General features: G+C 65.3%; 17 protein-coding genes and 3 tRNA genes. 15 read left to right on the top strand and 5 right to left on the bottom strand.

The genetic code is table 11. From position 1 onward, the window contains the following. The first annotated feature begins 137 nt into the window (after nucleotides 1–137). The 10 genes from AUL34_RS13200 to AUL34_RS21915 all read left to right on the top strand — a co-directional run bounded on the left by AUL34_RS13200 (nucleotide 138) and on the right by AUL34_RS21915 (nucleotide 8,749). Complete coding sequence (locus AUL34_RS13200) at nucleotides 138–914, top strand: FCD domain-containing protein (RefSeq protein WP_061934542.1); 777 nt, start codon at nucleotides 138–140, stop codon at nucleotides 912–914. A gap of 53 nt (nucleotides 915–967) precedes the next feature. Continuing rightward, the gene (gene denD / locus AUL34_RS13195) at nucleotides 968–1,957 is read left to right on the top strand and encodes a D-erythronate dehydrogenase (protein WP_061934540.1); all 990 of its coding nucleotides are present in this window, start codon (nucleotides 968–970) and stop codon (nucleotides 1,955–1,957) included. Then, entirely contained in the window at nucleotides 1,954–2,706 is a 753-nt protein-coding gene (locus AUL34_RS13190; RefSeq protein ID WP_061934538.1) for an SDR family oxidoreductase, read from the top strand. The genes denD and AUL34_RS13190 overlap by 4 nt, the downstream gene beginning before the upstream one ends. A gap of 134 nt (nucleotides 2,707–2,840) precedes the next feature. After that, nucleotides 2,841–3,899: an ABC transporter ATP-binding protein gene (locus AUL34_RS13185; RefSeq protein WP_061934536.1), complete on the top strand. Its 1,059-nt coding sequence runs from the start codon at nucleotides 2,841–2,843 to the stop codon at nucleotides 3,897–3,899. Nucleotides 3,900–3,979: 80 nt separating this feature from the next. Beyond that, nucleotides 3,980–5,296 carry an ABC transporter substrate-binding protein gene (locus tag AUL34_RS13180; protein ID WP_061934534.1) on the top strand — a complete coding sequence of 439 codons (1,317 nt, stop codon included), beginning with the start codon at nucleotides 3,980–3,982 and terminating at the stop codon, nucleotides 5,294–5,296. 71 nt (nucleotides 5,297–5,367) lie between these two features. After that, the gene (locus tag AUL34_RS13175; protein ID WP_061934532.1) at nucleotides 5,368–6,309 is read left to right on the top strand and encodes a carbohydrate ABC transporter permease; all 942 of its coding nucleotides are present in this window, start codon (nucleotides 5,368–5,370) and stop codon (nucleotides 6,307–6,309) included. Between the two features lie 11 nt (nucleotides 6,310–6,320). Then, nucleotides 6,321–7,220 (top strand): carbohydrate ABC transporter permease, encoded by a 900-nt coding sequence (locus AUL34_RS13170; RefSeq protein WP_061934530.1) that lies wholly within the window; start codon nucleotides 6,321–6,323, stop codon nucleotides 7,218–7,220. Between the two features lie 21 nt (nucleotides 7,221–7,241). Beyond that, entirely contained in the window at nucleotides 7,242–7,802 is a 561-nt protein-coding gene (locus AUL34_RS13165) for a GNAT family acetyltransferase (RefSeq protein WP_244492557.1), read from the top strand. A gap of 174 nt (nucleotides 7,803–7,976) precedes the next feature. Next, the gene (locus tag AUL34_RS13160; protein WP_244492556.1) at nucleotides 7,977–8,468 is read left to right on the top strand and encodes a hypothetical protein; all 492 of its coding nucleotides are present in this window, start codon (nucleotides 7,977–7,979) and stop codon (nucleotides 8,466–8,468) included. 89 nt (nucleotides 8,469–8,557) lie between these two features. After that, on the top strand, nucleotides 8,558–8,749 hold the full coding sequence (locus AUL34_RS21915; protein WP_082653362.1) for a helix-turn-helix domain-containing protein: 192 nt from the start codon (nucleotides 8,558–8,560) through the stop codon (nucleotides 8,747–8,749). 63 nt (nucleotides 8,750–8,812) lie between these two features. Here AUL34_RS21915 and AUL34_RS13155 read toward each other — a convergent pair. Then, nucleotides 8,813–8,887, bottom strand: a tRNA-Thr gene (locus tag AUL34_RS13155). 157 nt (nucleotides 8,888–9,044) lie between these two features. On the opposite strand from AUL34_RS13155, the gene AUL34_RS13150 reads away from it, so the two are divergent. Continuing rightward, a complete protein-coding gene (locus AUL34_RS13150; RefSeq protein WP_061934526.1) occupies nucleotides 9,045–10,148 on the top strand; it encodes a TRAP transporter substrate-binding protein in 1,104 nt (367 codons plus the stop codon). Between the two features lie 123 nt (nucleotides 10,149–10,271). Next, nucleotides 10,272–11,390 (top strand): TRAP transporter substrate-binding protein, encoded by a 1,119-nt coding sequence (locus AUL34_RS13145; RefSeq protein ID WP_061934524.1) that lies wholly within the window; start codon nucleotides 10,272–10,274, stop codon nucleotides 11,388–11,390. Between the two features lie 60 nt (nucleotides 11,391–11,450). On the opposite strand, the gene AUL34_RS13140 is transcribed toward AUL34_RS13145, so the two are convergent. Next, on the bottom strand, nucleotides 11,451–13,007 hold the full coding sequence (locus AUL34_RS13140) for a TRAP transporter large permease subunit (RefSeq protein WP_061934522.1): 1,557 nt from the start codon (nucleotides 13,005–13,007) through the stop codon (nucleotides 11,451–11,453). A 24-nt stretch (nucleotides 13,008–13,031) separates the two neighbouring features. Further along, nucleotides 13,032–13,571 (bottom strand): TRAP transporter small permease subunit, encoded by a 540-nt coding sequence (locus AUL34_RS13135; protein ID WP_061934705.1) that lies wholly within the window; start codon nucleotides 13,569–13,571, stop codon nucleotides 13,032–13,034. A gap of 140 nt (nucleotides 13,572–13,711) precedes the next feature. Here AUL34_RS13135 and AUL34_RS13130 point away from each other — a divergent pair, with 140 nt between their 5' ends. Further along, on the top strand, nucleotides 13,712–13,933 hold the full coding sequence (locus AUL34_RS13130) for a hypothetical protein (protein WP_061934520.1): 222 nt from the start codon (nucleotides 13,712–13,714) through the stop codon (nucleotides 13,931–13,933). A 4-nt stretch (nucleotides 13,934–13,937) separates the two neighbouring features. Here AUL34_RS13130 and rlmB read toward each other — a convergent pair whose 3' ends face one another. Next, a complete protein-coding gene (gene rlmB / locus AUL34_RS13125; RefSeq protein WP_061934518.1) occupies nucleotides 13,938–14,789 on the bottom strand; it encodes a 23S rRNA (guanosine(2251)-2'-O)-methyltransferase RlmB in 852 nt (283 codons plus the stop codon). 169 nt (nucleotides 14,790–14,958) lie between these two features. On the opposite strand from rlmB, the gene AUL34_RS13120 reads away from it, so the two are divergent. Then, nucleotides 14,959–15,043 (top strand) — tRNA-Tyr (locus AUL34_RS13120). 14 nt (nucleotides 15,044–15,057) lie between these two features. Further along, nucleotides 15,058–15,131, top strand: a tRNA-Gly gene (locus AUL34_RS13115). A 166-nt stretch (nucleotides 15,132–15,297) separates the two neighbouring features. Here the strand turns inward: AUL34_RS13115 and AUL34_RS22295 are convergent. Beyond that, a complete protein-coding gene (locus AUL34_RS22295) occupies nucleotides 15,298–15,477 on the bottom strand; it encodes a hypothetical protein (RefSeq protein WP_156420918.1) in 180 nt (59 codons plus the stop codon). Nucleotides 15,478–15,659 lie beyond the last annotated feature (182 nt).

Here is a 15,659-nt window from a genome sequence, read left to right as displayed (position 1 = left end):
GCAAGGGCTTCGCCGAATTCGGACGCTTCCACACAACCCCGAGTATCGCGATGCAGCACGCTCGGCCAATTGACAGACAATTACGCGACTGAAAGGCTCAACTGGTCCGCTGGCCGTGCCAGTGGGCGGGGGGCTCAATGTCATTATCGGAATTCGTCCTGGAGAACGCTCCTGAACTGCGCGAGGCGATCGTGCGGCGGAACGTTCGGGACGTGGTGGCCGAGAAGATCGCGATGCTGATCGCCTCCGGCATTTTCCAGGTCGGCGACGATCTGCCGAGCGAGCGCGATCTCGCCGCGGCCTTGCAGGTGAGCCGGGAGTCGGTGCGCGGCGGGGTGCAGATCCTGGCGGCGAAGGGGCTGCTGGCAGTGTTGCACGGGGCACGGACTCGGGTGCGTTCCGAAGATGTAGGCCCCGAGTTCCGGCGCTCGCGAGAGGCGCGTCTCATCAACAGCTACGGGCTGGACGACGTGCATGCGGCGCGGCTGCTCAACGAGCGCGTGGTGGTGGGCGACGCTGCCGAGCGGATCGACGACGAAACGTTGCGCTTCCTGCGCCAGTCGCTGGCGATGCAGGCAAGCGCGCTGGAGGATCCGGTGCGCTTCCTCGTGATGGATCGCGAGTTTCACCTGGCGATCTACCGCCGCTGCGCCAATCCCGTCCTCGCGGAATTCGTCGGCGACCTGTTCGGCTACATGATGCAGCAGCGGCATCGGGCGGTGTCTGAACCGGGCGCGATCGCGCGCAGCCATGCCGACCATGCGGAGATCGTGCGGGCGCTCGAGGGGCGTGACCGCGAGGCGACGGTGCGCGCGTTCGACGTGCACATCCAGAGGATCTACGAGACGACGCTGCGCGTGATGGGCCTGCCACCTGTCGCCGCAATGGGAGAAAAGTCCCGGCTTACGGGCTAGGCGTCGGTCGCCGCGAGGAGGCGGGGCCGACGACACTGGGAGGGAGACGACGCATGAAGGTGCTCATCATCGGCGCGGCCGGGATGATCGGGCGGAAGCTCGCGGAGCGGATCGCCGGGGACGGTGCGCTCGGGGGCAAGGCCGTGGAACGCCTTGTTCTGGTGGACGTCGTGGAGCCGAAGGGGCCCACGGGCGGGATCGCCGACGTCAAGACGCAGGCGATCGACGTTTCGGCTGCCAAGGCAACCGAACCGCTGATCGCCGAACGGCCGGACGTCGTGTTCCACCTTGCCGCCATCGTCTCGGGCGAGGCCGAGGCGGACTTCGACAAGGGCTATACGATCAATCTCGACGGGACGCGCGATCTGTTCGAGGCGATCCGGCACGAGCACGCCCGCTCCGGCTACACGCCACGGGTCGTCTTCGCCTCGTCCATCGCGGTCTTCGGGGCACCCTTCGCTGATCGTGTGCCCGAGGATTTCGCCCTGACGCCGCTGACAAGCTACGGCACGCAAAAGGCGATCGGCGAACTGCTTCTGGCCGACTACACGCGGCGCGGTTTCCTCGACGGCGTGGGCCTCCGGCTGCCCACGATCTGCGTGCGGCCCGGCGCGCCCAACAAGGCAGCGTCCGGCTTCTTCTCCAACATCCTGCGCGAGCCGATGTCGGGCAAGGAAGCCGTACTGCCGGTGGCTGACACGGTGCGCCACTACTTCGCCAGTCCACGTGCGGCCGTGGGCTTCTTCCTGCACGCCGCGACCATGGACACCTCACGGATCGGCCCGCGCCGCAACCTTAACATGCCCGGCCTCTCGGCAACCGTCGCCGACGAACTCGAGGCGCTGCGGGCAGTTGCGGGCGAGGGCGCCTTGGCGCTGGTCAAGCGCGTGCCGGACGAGACGATCATCCGCATCGTCGATGGCTGGGCGCCGGACATCGAGGCGAAGCGGGCGCGCGATCTCGGTTTCACGGTCGAGGACTCCTTCGAGGAGATCGTGCGCGCGCATATCGAGGATGAGCTCGGTGGGAGCGTCCGGACATGACGGAAGAACTAAGCCGGATCGCCCTCGTGACGGGCGGCGGAACTGGAGTCGGCAAGGCGATCTCGAAGGCTCTGGCGTCCGCGGGCTGGACGGTGGTGATCTGCGGGCGCCGACAGGAGGTGCTGGAAACGACGGCGAACGAACTGGGGCAGGGCACCGTCGCGATGGTAGCCGACATCGGCGATCCCGCGTCGGTGGCGGCTCTCTTCGAGGGGATCCGCGAGCGGTTCGGGCGGCTGGACCTCCTCGTCAACAATGCCGGCTCCGTGGCTCCCGCGATCCCGCTGGAAGATCTCAGCTTCGAGCAGTGGAGCAACGTCGTGTCGGCCAACCTCACCGGCGCGTTCCTCTGCACGCAGGCCGCGTTCAGGCTGATGAAGGCGCAGGAGCCGCGCGGCGGGCGCATCATCAACAACGGTTCGATCTCCGCCACCACGCCGCGGCCGAACTCGGCGCCCTACACGGCCACCAAGCATGCGATCGCCGGGCTGACGAAGTCCACCGCCCTCGACGGGCGCAAGTACGACATCGCGTGCGGCCAGATCGATATTGGCAACGCCGCCAGCGACATGACCGCCGCCATGTCGGCCGGCGTGATGCAGGCCGACGGGCGGATCGCCTCCGAGCCGACCATGGACCCTGCGCATGTCGGCGCTGCCGTGGTGCATATGGCGGCGCTGCCGCTCGAGGCGAACGTTCTGACTATGACGATCATGGCGACCAAGATGCCCTTCGTCGGGCGCGGCTGAGACCAGGGCGGCCCGGTCGGGCCGACGACATCGACGGGCGGTTTCCCGCCCGAAACGGAACAATCAGGGTCCCGGCCCCGGGCGAAGCGGCGGAACAAGCCGCGCCCGGGCCCCGGCCTTCGGGAGGAAACATCATGGCGTCAGTCGATATCGTCGACCTTCGCAAGTCGTTCGGCTCGCACCCCGTCATCAAGGGCGTGGACATCCAGATCGAGGACGGCGAGTTCGTGATCCTGGTCGGCCCGTCGGGCTGCGGCAAGTCCACGCTCCTGCGCATGTTGGCCGGGCTGGAACACGTGACGAGCGGGCAGATCCGCATCGGCAGCCGCGTCGTCAACGACGTGCCGCCGAAGGATCGGGACATCGCCATGGTGTTCCAGAACTACGCGCTCTACCCGCACATGACGGTGGCCGACAACATGGCCTTCTCGCTGGCGCTGAAGAACGCATCGCGCACCGAGATCGAGAGCCGCGTGAAGCCGGCGGCCGAGATCCTCGGGCTCAGCCACCTCCTCGACCGCTACCCGCGCCAGCTTTCGGGCGGCCAGCGCCAGCGCGTGGCCATGGGGCGCGCCATCGTGCGCGATCCGCAGGTCTTCCTGTTCGACGAACCCCTGTCAAACCTCGACGCCAAGCTGCGCGTGTCGATGCGCACGGAGATCAAGAACCTCCACCAGCGGCTGACCACGACGACGGTCTACGTGACGCACGACCAGATCGAGGCCATGACCATGGCCGACAAGATCGTGGTCATGCACGACGGCGTCGTCGAGCAGATCGGCGCGCCGCTGGAGCTCTACGACCGCCCGAACAATCTCTTCGTGGCCGGTTTCATCGGCTCGCCGGCGATGAACATGCTGCATGGCCGTCTCGACGCGAACGACCCGACCCGCTTCGTCACCTCCGACGGCGTCGTGCTGCCGGTCAGCGGGCGGCATGTGGCGGCGCGGGGGCGGGACCTCGTCTACGGCGTGCGGCCGGAGGCGATCAGCCTCGGCGGCCCGATCGCGATCAAGGTCGTGGTGATCGAGCCGACCGGCTTCGAAAGCCAGGTGCTCGGCGAACTCGGCAAGACGTCCGTGACCTGCGTCTTCCGCGAGCGGGTGACGCTGCGGCCCGGCGAGATGCTCAACGTCTCGATCGATCCGGAAGCGGTCCACCTGTTCGACGCCGCCACGGGCCAGCGGCTCTAGCGTTCGGCGTATCGGCGCGGCGGCAACGGGGCACGACCAGCGCGAAACCATAAAATGCCCCGACCTTGAGGAGGAACACCGTGATCAATCGTAGACAGATTCTCGCCGGCACCGCCGGCATCGTCGCCGGCGCCGCGCTGGGCGGCCGCTTCGGCATGGGCCCGGCCTTCGCGCAAGGCGCCGCGCCGACCTTCACCCCGGAGGCCGGAGCGTCGCTGCGCCTCCTGCGCTGGGTGCCGTTCGTGCCGGCCGAGGAGGAGGCGTTCCTCGCCAACACCAAGAAGTTCACGGACGCGACCGGCGTCCAGGTGCGCGTCGACAAGGAAAGCTGGGAGGACGTGCGTCCGAAGGCGGCCGTCGCCGCCAATGTCGGCTCGGGCCCCGACATGGTGATGAGCTGGTTCGACGACCCGCAGCAGTATCCGGACAAGCTCGTCGACGTGACCGATCTCGGCACCTCGATCGGCGCGGCGAACGGCGGCTGGTATCCAGGCCTCGAATCCTACGCGCGGCGCGGCGACAGCTTCATCGCCCTGCCGCTGTGCGCCATCGGCAACGCCGTGGTCTACCGCGACAGCCACATGAAGGCGGCCGGCTTCCAGGAATTTCCGAAGGACACCGCCGGCTTCCTCGAGCTTTGCAAGGCGCTGAAGGCCAAGGGCACGCCGGCCGGCTTCCCGCACGGCAAGGCTGTCGGCGACGGCAACAACTACGCCCACTGGCTGCTCTGGAGCCACGGCGGCCGGATGGTCGACGAGAACGGCACCGTCACCATCAACAGCCCGGAGACGCTCGAGTCCGTCAAGTATGCAATGGAGCTCTACAAGACCTTCATCCCAGGCACCGAGAGCTGGCAGGACGTCAACAACAACCGCGCCTTCCTCGCCGGCCAGGTGTCGCTGACGGCGAACGGCGTGTCGGTCTACTACGCCGCGCTGAAGGATCCGGCGATGAAGGAGATCGCCGACGACATGCGCTCGGTGAACCTGCCGATCGGCCCCGTCGGCCAGTCGGTGGAGCTGCACCAGGCGTCCACGATCTCGATCTTCAAGCACACGAAGTTCCCGGAAGCCGCCAAGGCCTACCTCCAGTTCCTGTACCAGCCGGACAACATGAACGCCTGGATCCAGGGCGCCAGCGCCTACTGCTGCCAGCCGCTGAAGGCGTACGAGAGCAACCCGGTCTGGACTTCGAACCCGATCCATGCGGCCTATGCCAAGGCCTCGGCGAGCCTGCGGCCGAACGGCTATGCAGGACCGCTCGGCGCGGCATCGGCCGGCGTCATGGCCGACTACGTGCTGGTCGACATGTATGCCGAAGCCGTGACCGGCCAGTCCTCGCCGGAAGACGCGATCAAGAACGCCGAGCGTCGCGCCAACCGCTACTACCGCGTCTAGGCCCGACCCGTCGCCGCGTCCGCCATGCCGGCGGACGCGGCTCCTGCACCCTCGCGCGATCGGGATTTGCCATGTCCAGCCTCACGGCGGGCGAACTGCCGCCCAAACCGTCCTTTTTCGAACGCCTGTCGCAAAGTCGGAACGGGCTCGGCTTCCTGTTCATGCTGCCGGCGGCCGTCTTCCTGCTCTGCTTCCTGACCTATCCGCTGGGTCTCGGCGTGTGGCTCGGCTTTACCGATACGCGGATCGGGCGGCCCGGCATCTTCATCGGGCTGGAGAACTACCAGTACCTGATGGAAGACAAGGTCTTCTGGCTCTCGGTCTTCAACACGGTCGTCTACACGGCCGTGGCCTCGATCCTGAAGTTCGCCCTGGGCCTCTGGCTCGCGATCATCCTGAACGAGAGCCTGCCCTTCAAGACCTTCTTCCGTGCGATCATCCTCCTGCCGTGGGTCGTGCCGACGGTCCTGTCGGCGCTCGCCTTCTGGTGGATCTTCGATTCGCAGTTCTCGATCATCTCCTGGGTACTGATGCAGTGGGGCGTGATCGATGCGCCGATCAACTTCCTCGGCGACGCCACCAACGCGCGGCTCTCGGTGATCGCCGCCAACGTCTGGCGCGGCATCCCTTTCGTCGCAATCTCGCTCCTCGCCGGTCTCCAGACCATCCCCGTCTCGCTGCACGAGGCGGCCGCGCTCGACGGCGCGACGTCGTGGCAGCGCTTCCGGCGCATCACGCTGCCGCTGCTCACCCCCATCATCGCCGTGGTGATGACCTTCTCGGTGCTGTTCACCTTCACCGACTTCCAGCTGATCTACGTCCTGACCAAGGGCGGCCCGGTGAACGCGACGCACCTGATGGCGACGCTGTCGTTCCAGCGCGGCATTCCCGGCGGTGCGCTCGGTGAAGGCGCGGCTATCGCGGTCGCCATGGTGCCGTTCCTGCTGGCGGCGATCCTGTTCAGCTTCTTCGGCCTTCAGCGCCGCAAGTGGCAGCAGGGCGGAACGGATTGAGGAGACCAGCAATGACCGCCAACACCACCGAAACCGCCGGGCACCTTACCGACGACGTCGTCGGCATGTCCCACCACGATACGCTGGCGCGCAAGATCCTCGTGATCTACCTGCCGCTCGCCGTCTTCATCTTCGTGCTGCTCTTCCCGTTCTACTGGATGGCGATCACGGCGGTGAAGCCGAACGACCAGCTGACCAACTACTCGGTCTACAGCCCGTTCTGGGTGGTCGGGCCGACGCTCGACCACATCAAGTACCTGCTCTGGGAAACCTCCTATCCCGGCTGGCTCTGGAACACGGTGATCGTCGCGGTGTGCTCCACGGTGATCGCGCTCGCGGCTTCGGTCTTCGCGGCCTACGCGATCGAGCGGGTGCGGTTCACCGGCGCGCGGGCCACGGGCCTAATGGTGTTCCTTGCCTACCTCATCCCGCCGTCGATCCTCTTCATTCCGCTGGCCTTCATCGTGTTTCAACTCGGGATGTTCGACTCGCGGCTGGCGCTGATCCTGACCTACCCGACCTTCCTCATCCCGTTCTGCACCTGGCTCCTGATGGGCTACTTCCGCTCGATCCCCTTCGAGCTGGAGGAGAGCGCGCTGGTGGACGGCGCCTCGCGCTGGCAGATCCTGACGAAGGTCGTGCTGCCGCTGGCGGTTCCGGGGCTGATCTCGGCCGGCATCTTCGCCTTCACGCTGGCCTGGAACGAGTTCATCTACGCGCTGACCTTCATCCAGTCCTCGGAGAACAAGACGGTGCCGGTCGGCGTGCTGACCGAGCTCGTACGCGGCGACGTCTACGAATGGGGCTCGCTGATGGCAGGCGCGTTGATCGGGTCGTTGCCGGTCGTGATCCTCTACTCGTTCTTCGTCGACTACTACGTGTCGTCGATGACCGGCGCGGTGAAGGAGTAAGGCCCAACGGCGGGTAGGCGCTTGACGCCGGCCCGCCCTTGCCGTTCGCCTTATCGGGCGCAGATTGCGGACGACGGTATTTTCTGGTCCGGTGGCATGCGCGCGTTCGATCTCTTCACCCGGGCGGCCTTTGGGCTCGCCAGCCTCATATTGATGCTGCTGGCCTGCGGGCTGATCGTCTACGCCGTCGACGGCGTCTGGAAGAGCTACAACGCGGCCGACCTCGATGTCGGATCGTCGCTTCTTGAGGCTGTGGGCTTCACCGTCATCGCCATCGCAGTCTTCGACGTCGGCAAGTATCTACTGGAGGAAGAGGCGATCCGCGGTCGGGAAATGCGCAGCGCCGGCGAGGCGCGGCGTAGCCTGACCAAGTTCATCTCGACCATCGTCATCGCCGTCCTTCTGGAGGCTGTCGTGACGGTGTTCCAGGCGGGCAAGGAGGCGATGCCGCTGATGCTCTATCCGACGCTGCTGCTGTTCGTGGGCGTCCTGCTTCTCGTCGGCCTCGGCGTCTACCAGCGACTATCCGTCAGTGTCGAAAGCGAGGTGAGCGACCCGCCGGAGGATGACGATGCCAGATGAGGCAGCGAGACGCGTTCCGACGCCTGCTTTTTGCATCAAGGCTTCGGCTTCCGGTCTACCGATCGAAGCGCGTTGCTCGTTTCGGCAGCGCGGCGGAGGCGACATCCGAATTCGTGGGTTCGGGTCCGCCCGCCATGAGGCCAGGTTTGCAGAAACCCGAAGGTGGAGACGACGATGACCACACTGCTTTCACGCAACGCGGCCCGCGCGTTCCCGAGCCTCGGCACCCTCTTCATCGCCGCGAGCCTTTTCGCGTCCTCTCCTGCCAACGCCTACACCTACACCAATCCGACATATGGGACCTCCGCCACCTTTCCGGCGCGCGCGTTCCCGCGCATCGACCCACCGTCCCCCGAAGGACAGGTCTGGCGCTCGGACGAGGGGGCCGAACTCGTCGTGTATGCGATCGAGAACGGGGACTGGTCGACCCCTCGCGAGCTCGTGCAGTGGCGTAAGGGGCTCGACCAGGTCACCTACCAGAAGACCGGGCAGAACTGGGCGGTCGTGTCCGGATTTCTGGCTGACGGTCGGATCTTCTACGAACGCTACATCTTCCGTGGCGCACTGACCCATTCCGTTTCCGTCCGCTATCCCACAGCGCTTCGTGAGCCATACGACGGGCTCCTCAAGTCGATCACGGAAAGCCTGCGCGGTCCGTCGCGCTGAGGCGTCTTGCGCGCTGCAGCCGGGGCTATACGCGCCGGGACGCTCGCCCTAGAGATCGGCTGGAACGATCACCCTAGTCGGGAAACGGAATGCCTCTAGCCGACAATCTCGCACGCCTGCGTGTCACCGATGGAAAGACGATCGAAGACGTCGCGGACGGGGCAAAGGTGCCGCCCGCATTGGTGTCTGCGATCGAAGGAGGGCGACTTTCCGTGCCCCCTAAATCCTTGAGAGCTCTCGCCGCCTACTTCGGGGTGAGCGTGGAGACGCTGCTGCGCTGAACCCTAGGGAGCGTTCGTCGGCGAAAAGGCGAAGGGCTGAGGCGAATGACGGGAACATCGCGATGGTGCCGGCTGAGGGGATTGAACCCCCGACCTTCGGTTTACAAAACCGCTGCTCTACCGCTGAGCTAAGCCGGCCCGGGTGCCGATCTAGCACACGACGGACCCGCTCGCATCCGCATTTTTCGGTTGGCTCCGGGTGGGGTGACGGCGGCCTATAAAAGCATTGCGCGATGCTTTCGCGGCCGGCAATTTCGAGGCATAGGGTTCGGGTGAGAACTGTGGGAGGAACCCGATGGATCGTCGTCAATTCATTCGTCAGGCCGGGGTCGTCGCTGGTGGCAGCGTCGTGGGCGCCGGGCTTGCGTCTCCCGCTCTGGCACAGAGCGCACCGACGATGCGCTGGCGGATGACGTCGAGCTTCCCGAACACGCTCGACACCCTGTTCGGCTCCTCGCGCCTGTTCTCCGACATCGTCTCCAAGCTCACCGACGGCAAGTTCACGATCGATGTGTTCCCGGCTGGCGAACTGGTCCCTGGGCTGCAGGCGCTCGATGCGACGCAGGACGGGACGGTCGAGGCGGCCCATACCGTTCTCTACTACTACGTCGGAAAGGATCCGACCTTCGCGATCGGCAGCTCGATTCCCTTCGGCCTGAACGCGCGCCAGCAGAACGCCTGGCTCTATAACGGCGGTGGCAACGAAGCCATCAACGACTTCCTGACGCCATACGGTGTCGTCGCTCATCCTGGCGGGAACACCGGAACCCAGATGGGCGGCTGGTTCCGCAAGGAAATCAACTCGCTGAACGACCTCAAGGGCCTGAAGATGCGCATCGCGGGCATCGCGGGGCAGGTTCTCGCGCCGCTTGGCGTCGTGGCGCAGCAGCTCGCGGGCGGCGACGTCTATCCTGCCTTGGAGCGCGGGACCCTGGACGCGACCGAGTTCGTCGGACCCTACGACGACGAGAAGCTCGGCTTCTACCAGGTCGCGCCGTACTACTATTACCCGGCCTTCTGGGAGGCGGGTCCGACAGTGCATTACATCTTCAACCAGGAGAAGTTCGACGAGCTGCCGGACGCCTACAAGGCGGCGCTCGAGAACGCGGCGGCGGTCTGCAACACGCGCATGCTCGCCGACTACGACGTGAAGAACATGCGCGCGATCCGCTCGTTGGTCGGCAAGGGCGTGCAGCTTCGCCCGCTGCCGCGAGACGTGCTCGACGCGGCCTTGGCTTCCTCGCAGGATCTCTACGCCAAGCTCTCGGCTTCCAATCCGAAGTGGAAGGCGATGTACGATCCTTGGAGCCAGTTCCGGACCCAGGTCTACGAGTGGTTCCGGGTCGCCGAGTACACCAACGATACGTACAACTACAGCCAGCAGGCCGCGGGCCGCTGACGTTCAAGATCATGTGATGGTGGAAGGCCGGTTCCCTGCGAGCCGGCCTTTTCGTTTGCGGCCGCGGTCGCTTGCGCCCGATGTCCGCGTGGTTTCCTATGCTCGTGTTTCGCTTTGAGGCGAATGGGAGGGGATCGCGTGGATCGCAGGAAGTTCATTTTGAAGGCAGGCGCCGTCACAGGCGGCGCGGCGGCCAGTACGGTGCTTGCGGCACCTGCCATAGCGCAGGAGATGCCGAGCATTCGCTGGCGGCTCACGTCGAGCTTTCCCAACACGCTCGACACGATCTTCGGCGGCGCCAAGACGCTCTCCACGGCGATCTCGGAGATCACCGGCGGCAAGTTCACGATCGACGTGTTCCCCGCCGGCGAACTCGTGCCCGGTCTGCAGGCGCTCGACGCCGTGCAGGACGGGACGGTCGAGGCGGCGCACACCGCTTGCTACTACTACGTCGGAAAGGATCCGACCTTCGCGATCGGGGCAACGATCCCCTTCGGCCTGAACGCCCGCCAGCAGAACGCCTGGCTCTACCATGGCGGCGGCAACGAGGCGTTCGACGAGTTCCTGTCGGGCTACAACGTCAAGGGACTTCCGGGCGGCAACACGGGCGTCCAGATGGGCGGCTGGTTTCGGCGGGAGATCAACTCCGTCGCGGACCTGCAGGGCCTCAAGATGCGCATCGCGGGCCTTGCGGGCCGCGTCCTCGAGCCGCTCGGCGTCGTTCCGCAGCAGCTTGCCGGCGGCGACATCTACCCGGCGCTGGAGCGGGGCACGATCGACGCGACGGAATGGATCGGACCCTACGACGACGAGAAACTCGGCTTCTATCAGGTGGCGCCGTACTACTACTATCCGGCGTTCTGGGAAGGCGGGCTGACGATCCACTTCCTGTTCAACAAGGCGAAGTACGACGAGCTTCCGGCGCCCTACAAGGCGGCGCTGGACACGGCGGCCAAAGCCGCCAACATCAACATGCTGGCGCTCTACGACGCGAAGAACATGCAGGCCATCCGTTCGCTGGTCGGCAAGGGGGTGCAGCTGCGCCCGCTGCCGCGCGACATTCTGGATGCATCCTTCGATTCGGCGATGAAGCTGTATGCTTCGTTGTCCGAGAGCAATCCGAAATGGAAGGCGATCTACGATCCCTGGTCCAAGTTCAGGACGGAGAGTTACGAGTGGTTCCGCGTCGCGGAATACTCCTACGACACCTACGTCTATACGCAGCAGGCCGCCGGTAAGTAGACACCACGAACCATCGTAAGAAGAAGGCCGGCGGAGCGATCCGCCGGCCTTTTGCTGTCGCTATTGCTGCGGAGTCGTCGCGCCGAAGCTTGGCGGTGCCGGCGAGGCGGGGGCCGGCGGCGCGCCGAAGCTCGGAGGAGGGGGGGCGCCGAAGCTGGGCGCCGGCGGGGCGCCGAACGAGGGGGCGGCCGGCATCCCGAAGGAGGGGGGCGCGCTCACGCCCGAGGTCGGGGCGGCCGAGCCCGGCATCGGGACGTTGAGCTGAATGGTCGAGGGGTCGACCACTCGCTCTTCCTTGAGGAAATAGGTCACGGACTGCGGCCACAGGATCAGGATGGCGACGAGGATCAGCTGGAGGCCGAGCCAGGGAATCGCACCGAGGTAGATGTCCGAACTCTTCACGTTGGCCGGCGCGATACCGCGCAGGTAGAAGAGCGCGAAGCCGAACGGGGGGTGCATGAACGCCGTCTGCATGTTCACGCAGAGAAGGACGCCGAACCATACGAGATCGATGCCCAGCGCATGCGCGGCCGGCGCCAGCAGCGGCACGATGATGAAGGCGATCTCGAAGAAATCGAGGAAGAACGCGACGAAGAAAATGAAGATGTTGACGAAGAGCAGGAAGCCGACCACTCCGCCCGGGATGTGGGACAGGAGGTACTGGATCCAGTGCCCGCCATCCATGCCCTGGAACACCAGGCTGAACACGGTGGAGCCGATCAGGATGAACACCACCATTGCGGTCAGGCGCATCGTCGTCGCCATCGCCTGACGGGTCAGGGTCCAGCTCAGGCGCCGATGCAGGGCGGCCAGCAGGATCGCACCGACCGATCCCATGGCGCCCGCTTCCGTCGGGGTGGCGAGGCCGAGGAACATGGTGCCGAGAACGAGAAAGATCAGCGCCAGCGAGGGCACCATGCCCTTGGCCACCTGCCACCAGAGTTCCCGGCCACTCTTGGTGCGGGCTTCAGGCGGCAGCGGCGGCATCTTGTGCGGCTGCAGCTTCGACATCACGAAGATGAAGCCGAGGAACAGAAGGATCTGCAGGAGCGAAGGCCCGATCGCGCCGGCATACATGTCGCCGACCGAACGGCCGAGCTGGTCGGCGAGGATGATCAGGACGAGCGACGGCGGGATGACCTGCGTGATCGTGCCCGACGCGGCGATGACGCCCGTCGCCAGACGCATGTCGTAGCCGTAACGCATCATGACGGGCAGCGAGACCACCCCCATGGCAATGACGGAAGCGGCCACCGTTCCCGTGATCGCGCCGAGCACCGCGCCGACCAGGATGACCGCGTAGGCGAGACCGCCGGGCGTCGGCCCGAAGAGCTGGCCGGAGCCCTCCAGAAGATCCTCCGCGAGCCCGCAACGCTCCAGGATGGCGCCCATGAAGGTGAAGAACGGAATAGCCAGCAGGAGATCGTTGGAAATCACGCCGTAGAAGCGCAGCGGCAGCGCGTTGAGCAGCGCCGGACTGAAGTGCTCGAAGTAGACGCCGAGCGCGCCGAACAGGAGTCCGACAGCCGCCAGGGAGAAGGCGACCGGAAAACCCATGATGAGAAAGACGATCATCCCGCCGAACATCAGCGGCGGCATCGGCCCGTATTCAAACATTCGCGATTTCCCCCGCCGTACCGCTTACTGCAACGGTTTTTCGTACTTCGTTTCGATCGTGATGAGGCCTGCCAGCGCCGCGAACCGCTTGATGAGTTCGGACAGGCCCTGGAGGAACAGAAGGCCGAAGCCGAGGGGCAGCGTCGCCTTCGCAGGCCATAGGATCAGGCCGCCCGCGTTCATCGAAACCTCGCCACTGACGAACGAGCGCCAGAAGAACGGAAGGGTCAGCGAGAAGAGATAGCCGATGACGGGCAGGAACAGCACGATGAAGCCGAATATGTCGACCAGGAGTCGCGCTCTGGTGCTCAGTACGGAATAGATCAGGTCGACCCGAACGTGTTCGTTGAGACGAAGCGTATAGGATGCGCCGAGGAGGACCATTCCGGCGAACATGTACCATTGGATTTCCAGCAATCCGTTGGAACTCATGTTCAGCGTGTAGCGAAGAAGCGCGTTGCCGGCGCTGATCAGGACTGCGATCAGCACAAGGTAGTCCGCAATCACGGCAAAACCGGCGCTGAGCTTATCGACGGCTCGGCTGAAGGTCAGAAGAAATCCCATCACCCCTCCCTTGATCGGATCGCAGGACATGCCCTCCAAGGCGGGCTTGCTACGCCCATGTGGCCTATGACAGCAAATGCTGGCAAGGCCAGAGATTTCTGGCCTTGCGCCGAAGGACCCGACGGGAAGGGCGACGACGCATGAAGCGGCAACGCGAAATGACGGAGGTGCGGATCGAGCGGCAGGTCGCCAAGGTCGCCCGCCTGTCGCGCGAGCTTCGATTCGAGTTGCTGCTTCTCGACCGGATGCGGACCCGCCTGACCGCGTCGGCACCGAGATGCGATACCGCACCGGTGTTCTCATCACTTGCCGAGGTGTACGCGATGGCGATCGCTCGTCGGAGCGAGACGGATAGCGGCTAGGCCGTCATTTCGCGAGGTGTCGGCGTGCGGCGTAGAGCGATACCGCCGCGGCGTTCGAGACGTTGAGGGAGCGTATGGCCCCGGGCACCTCGAGCCGCGCGAGCACATCCACCGTATCGCGCGTCTTCTGCCGGAGACCCTTGCCCTCGGAACCCAGCACGAGTGCCAGCCTGCCGCCGTCGAGCGCCGGTTCCAGTTCAGCCTCACCCGCCGAATCAAGGCCGATCGTGCGAAAGCCGCGCGCCTTCAGGTCCTCAAGTGCATCTGCGAGGTTCGTCACCTGCACATAGGCGATGAGTTCCAGCGCTCCAGACGCGGACTTCGCGAGGACGCCCGACTCCTGCGGCGAATGGCGCGACGTCGTGACGACGGCGCCCGCGCCGAAGGCCACCGCCGAGCGCAGGATCGCGCCGACATTATGCGGGTCGGTCACCTGATCGAGGACGAGCACGAGATCCGTTTCCGCCAGATCAGTCAGGCGCGCCGCCTGCAGCGGCGCCGTCTCCAAAAGCACGCCCTGATGGACGGCGTCGGAGCCGAGTTCCTGGTCGAGAAAACGGGGTTCGACGATCTCGATCGGGCAGGGCGGAGACGCCTCGTCGAGTTCCAGCCGGTTCAGCGCGTTGCGCGTCACGTGAAGTTGCATCAGACGGCGGCGCGGATTGGCGAGGGCCGCCTGCACCGTGTGGATGCCGTAGAGCCGCACTCGATCGGCGGGTGTCGGCTTGCCCGCGTGCTGCGGTTTCTGCGGCCGCGTTGCTTGCGGCGCGGCGCCCCCCGCCTGATCGCGATGCGCTCGGCGCAGCCGCGCATAATGCGAGTCCTTCGGGGTGTGGCTTTTGGGATGATCGGTCATGAGGGGGATGTATCGGAGATCGCGTTCGCCGCAAAGCGGCGGCACGAAACTCCCGTCATTCGGCTGGTATCAGCATGTTGACATGGGAACGCCCTGTCGCCATAACGCCGCTCGAAGCGAACGGGACTTCCCGCAGCTTTCCGCGCTCCGAAAGGGCGCAGGGTGACCTGGAGGGATGCCCGAGTGGTTAAAGGGGACGGACTGTAAATCCGTTGGCTTAGCCTACGTTGGTTCAAATCCAACTCCCTCCACCATTCACCCACCCGGCGCGGGTATAGCTCAATGGTAGAGCAGCAGCCTTCCAAGCTGAATACGAGGGTTCGATTCCCTCTACCCGCTCCAATCTTCTCGTGTCGTGTTCAGAATCGCGTTCGATCTGGATCGATGGCGCTGCGGCCGGGCGTGCTGGACCGAGAGTAATCGCTGGCTGCCCAGGCGCGCGTCAAGACCAACAACGCATGGCCAAACGCGGCGATCCGGAAGGGTTCACCGCGTTTGACAGCGTATATCAACTGGTCTTGCCGAGTTTGGCGGCTTCTGCCGCGCCATCCTTGCTGGCGTTATCGTGCCCGTTGTCCTGGATGTGGCGCTTGGCTTCCTCCACGCTGATGCCGTGCTTCGCCGCGAGTTCTTCCGCTTCGGTGTCGGGCAGGATCGGGCCGGTGTTTTCCATGGGTATGTTCGACATCTCGTTCTCCCGATTTGCATATCCGCTGAAACGCATGGGCGGGAACAAAGTGCCGCTTGCGCCGCGAGTGAACCAGCGGTCCGTATCACTCTTGCGCGACCCATCGAGCCGCTGCCGCTTGTGTTTCCCCCTGCCACTCGCTATGTCGCGGCCCTGTCCGTGCTAGGCGCAAGGTAGAGATC

Origin of the sequence: Aureimonas sp. AU22 (assembly GCF_001463745.1) — a bacterium.
Classification (GTDB): domain Bacteria; phylum Pseudomonadota; class Alphaproteobacteria; order Rhizobiales; family Rhizobiaceae; genus Aureimonas.
This window is presented reverse-complemented; position numbering and strand designations above follow the sequence as displayed.

Bases quoted from the DNA above. Each gene is read 5' to 3' on its own strand.
- AUL34_RS13145 (WP_061934524.1), top strand. From the start codon at position 10,272: ATGGGAGGGGATCGCGTGGATCGCAGGAAGTTCATTTTGAAGGCAGGC.
- AUL34_RS13160 (WP_244492556.1), top strand. From the start codon at position 7,977: ATGACCACACTGCTTTCACGCAACGCGGCCCGCGCGTTCCCGAGCCTC.
- AUL34_RS13170 (WP_061934530.1), top strand. From the start codon at position 6,321: ATGACCGCCAACACCACCGAAACCGCCGGGCACCTTACCGACGACGTC.
- AUL34_RS13200 (WP_061934542.1), top strand. From the start codon at position 138: ATGTCATTATCGGAATTCGTCCTGGAGAACGCTCCTGAACTGCGCGAG.
- AUL34_RS22295 (WP_156420918.1), bottom strand. From the start codon at position 15,477: ATGTCGAACATACCCATGGAAAACACCGGCCCGATCCTGCCCGACACC.
- AUL34_RS13150 (WP_061934526.1), top strand. From the start codon at position 9,045: ATGGATCGTCGTCAATTCATTCGTCAGGCCGGGGTCGTCGCTGGTGGC.
- denD (WP_061934540.1), top strand. From the start codon at position 968: ATGAAGGTGCTCATCATCGGCGCGGCCGGGATGATCGGGCGGAAGCTC.
- AUL34_RS13140 (WP_061934522.1), bottom strand. From the start codon at position 13,007: ATGTTTGAATACGGGCCGATGCCGCCGCTGATGTTCGGCGGGATGATC.
- AUL34_RS13135 (WP_061934705.1), bottom strand. From the start codon at position 13,571: ATGGGATTTCTTCTGACCTTCAGCCGAGCCGTCGATAAGCTCAGCGCC.
- AUL34_RS21915 (WP_082653362.1), top strand. From the start codon at position 8,558: ATGCCTCTAGCCGACAATCTCGCACGCCTGCGTGTCACCGATGGAAAG.
- AUL34_RS13190 (WP_061934538.1), top strand. From the start codon at position 1,954: ATGACGGAAGAACTAAGCCGGATCGCCCTCGTGACGGGCGGCGGAACT.
- rlmB (WP_061934518.1), bottom strand. From the start codon at position 14,789: ATGACCGATCATCCCAAAAGCCACACCCCGAAGGACTCGCATTATGCG.
- AUL34_RS13130 (WP_061934520.1), top strand. From the start codon at position 13,712: ATGAAGCGGCAACGCGAAATGACGGAGGTGCGGATCGAGCGGCAGGTC.
- AUL34_RS13175 (WP_061934532.1), top strand. From the start codon at position 5,368: ATGTCCAGCCTCACGGCGGGCGAACTGCCGCCCAAACCGTCCTTTTTC.
- AUL34_RS13185 (WP_061934536.1), top strand. From the start codon at position 2,841: ATGGCGTCAGTCGATATCGTCGACCTTCGCAAGTCGTTCGGCTCGCAC.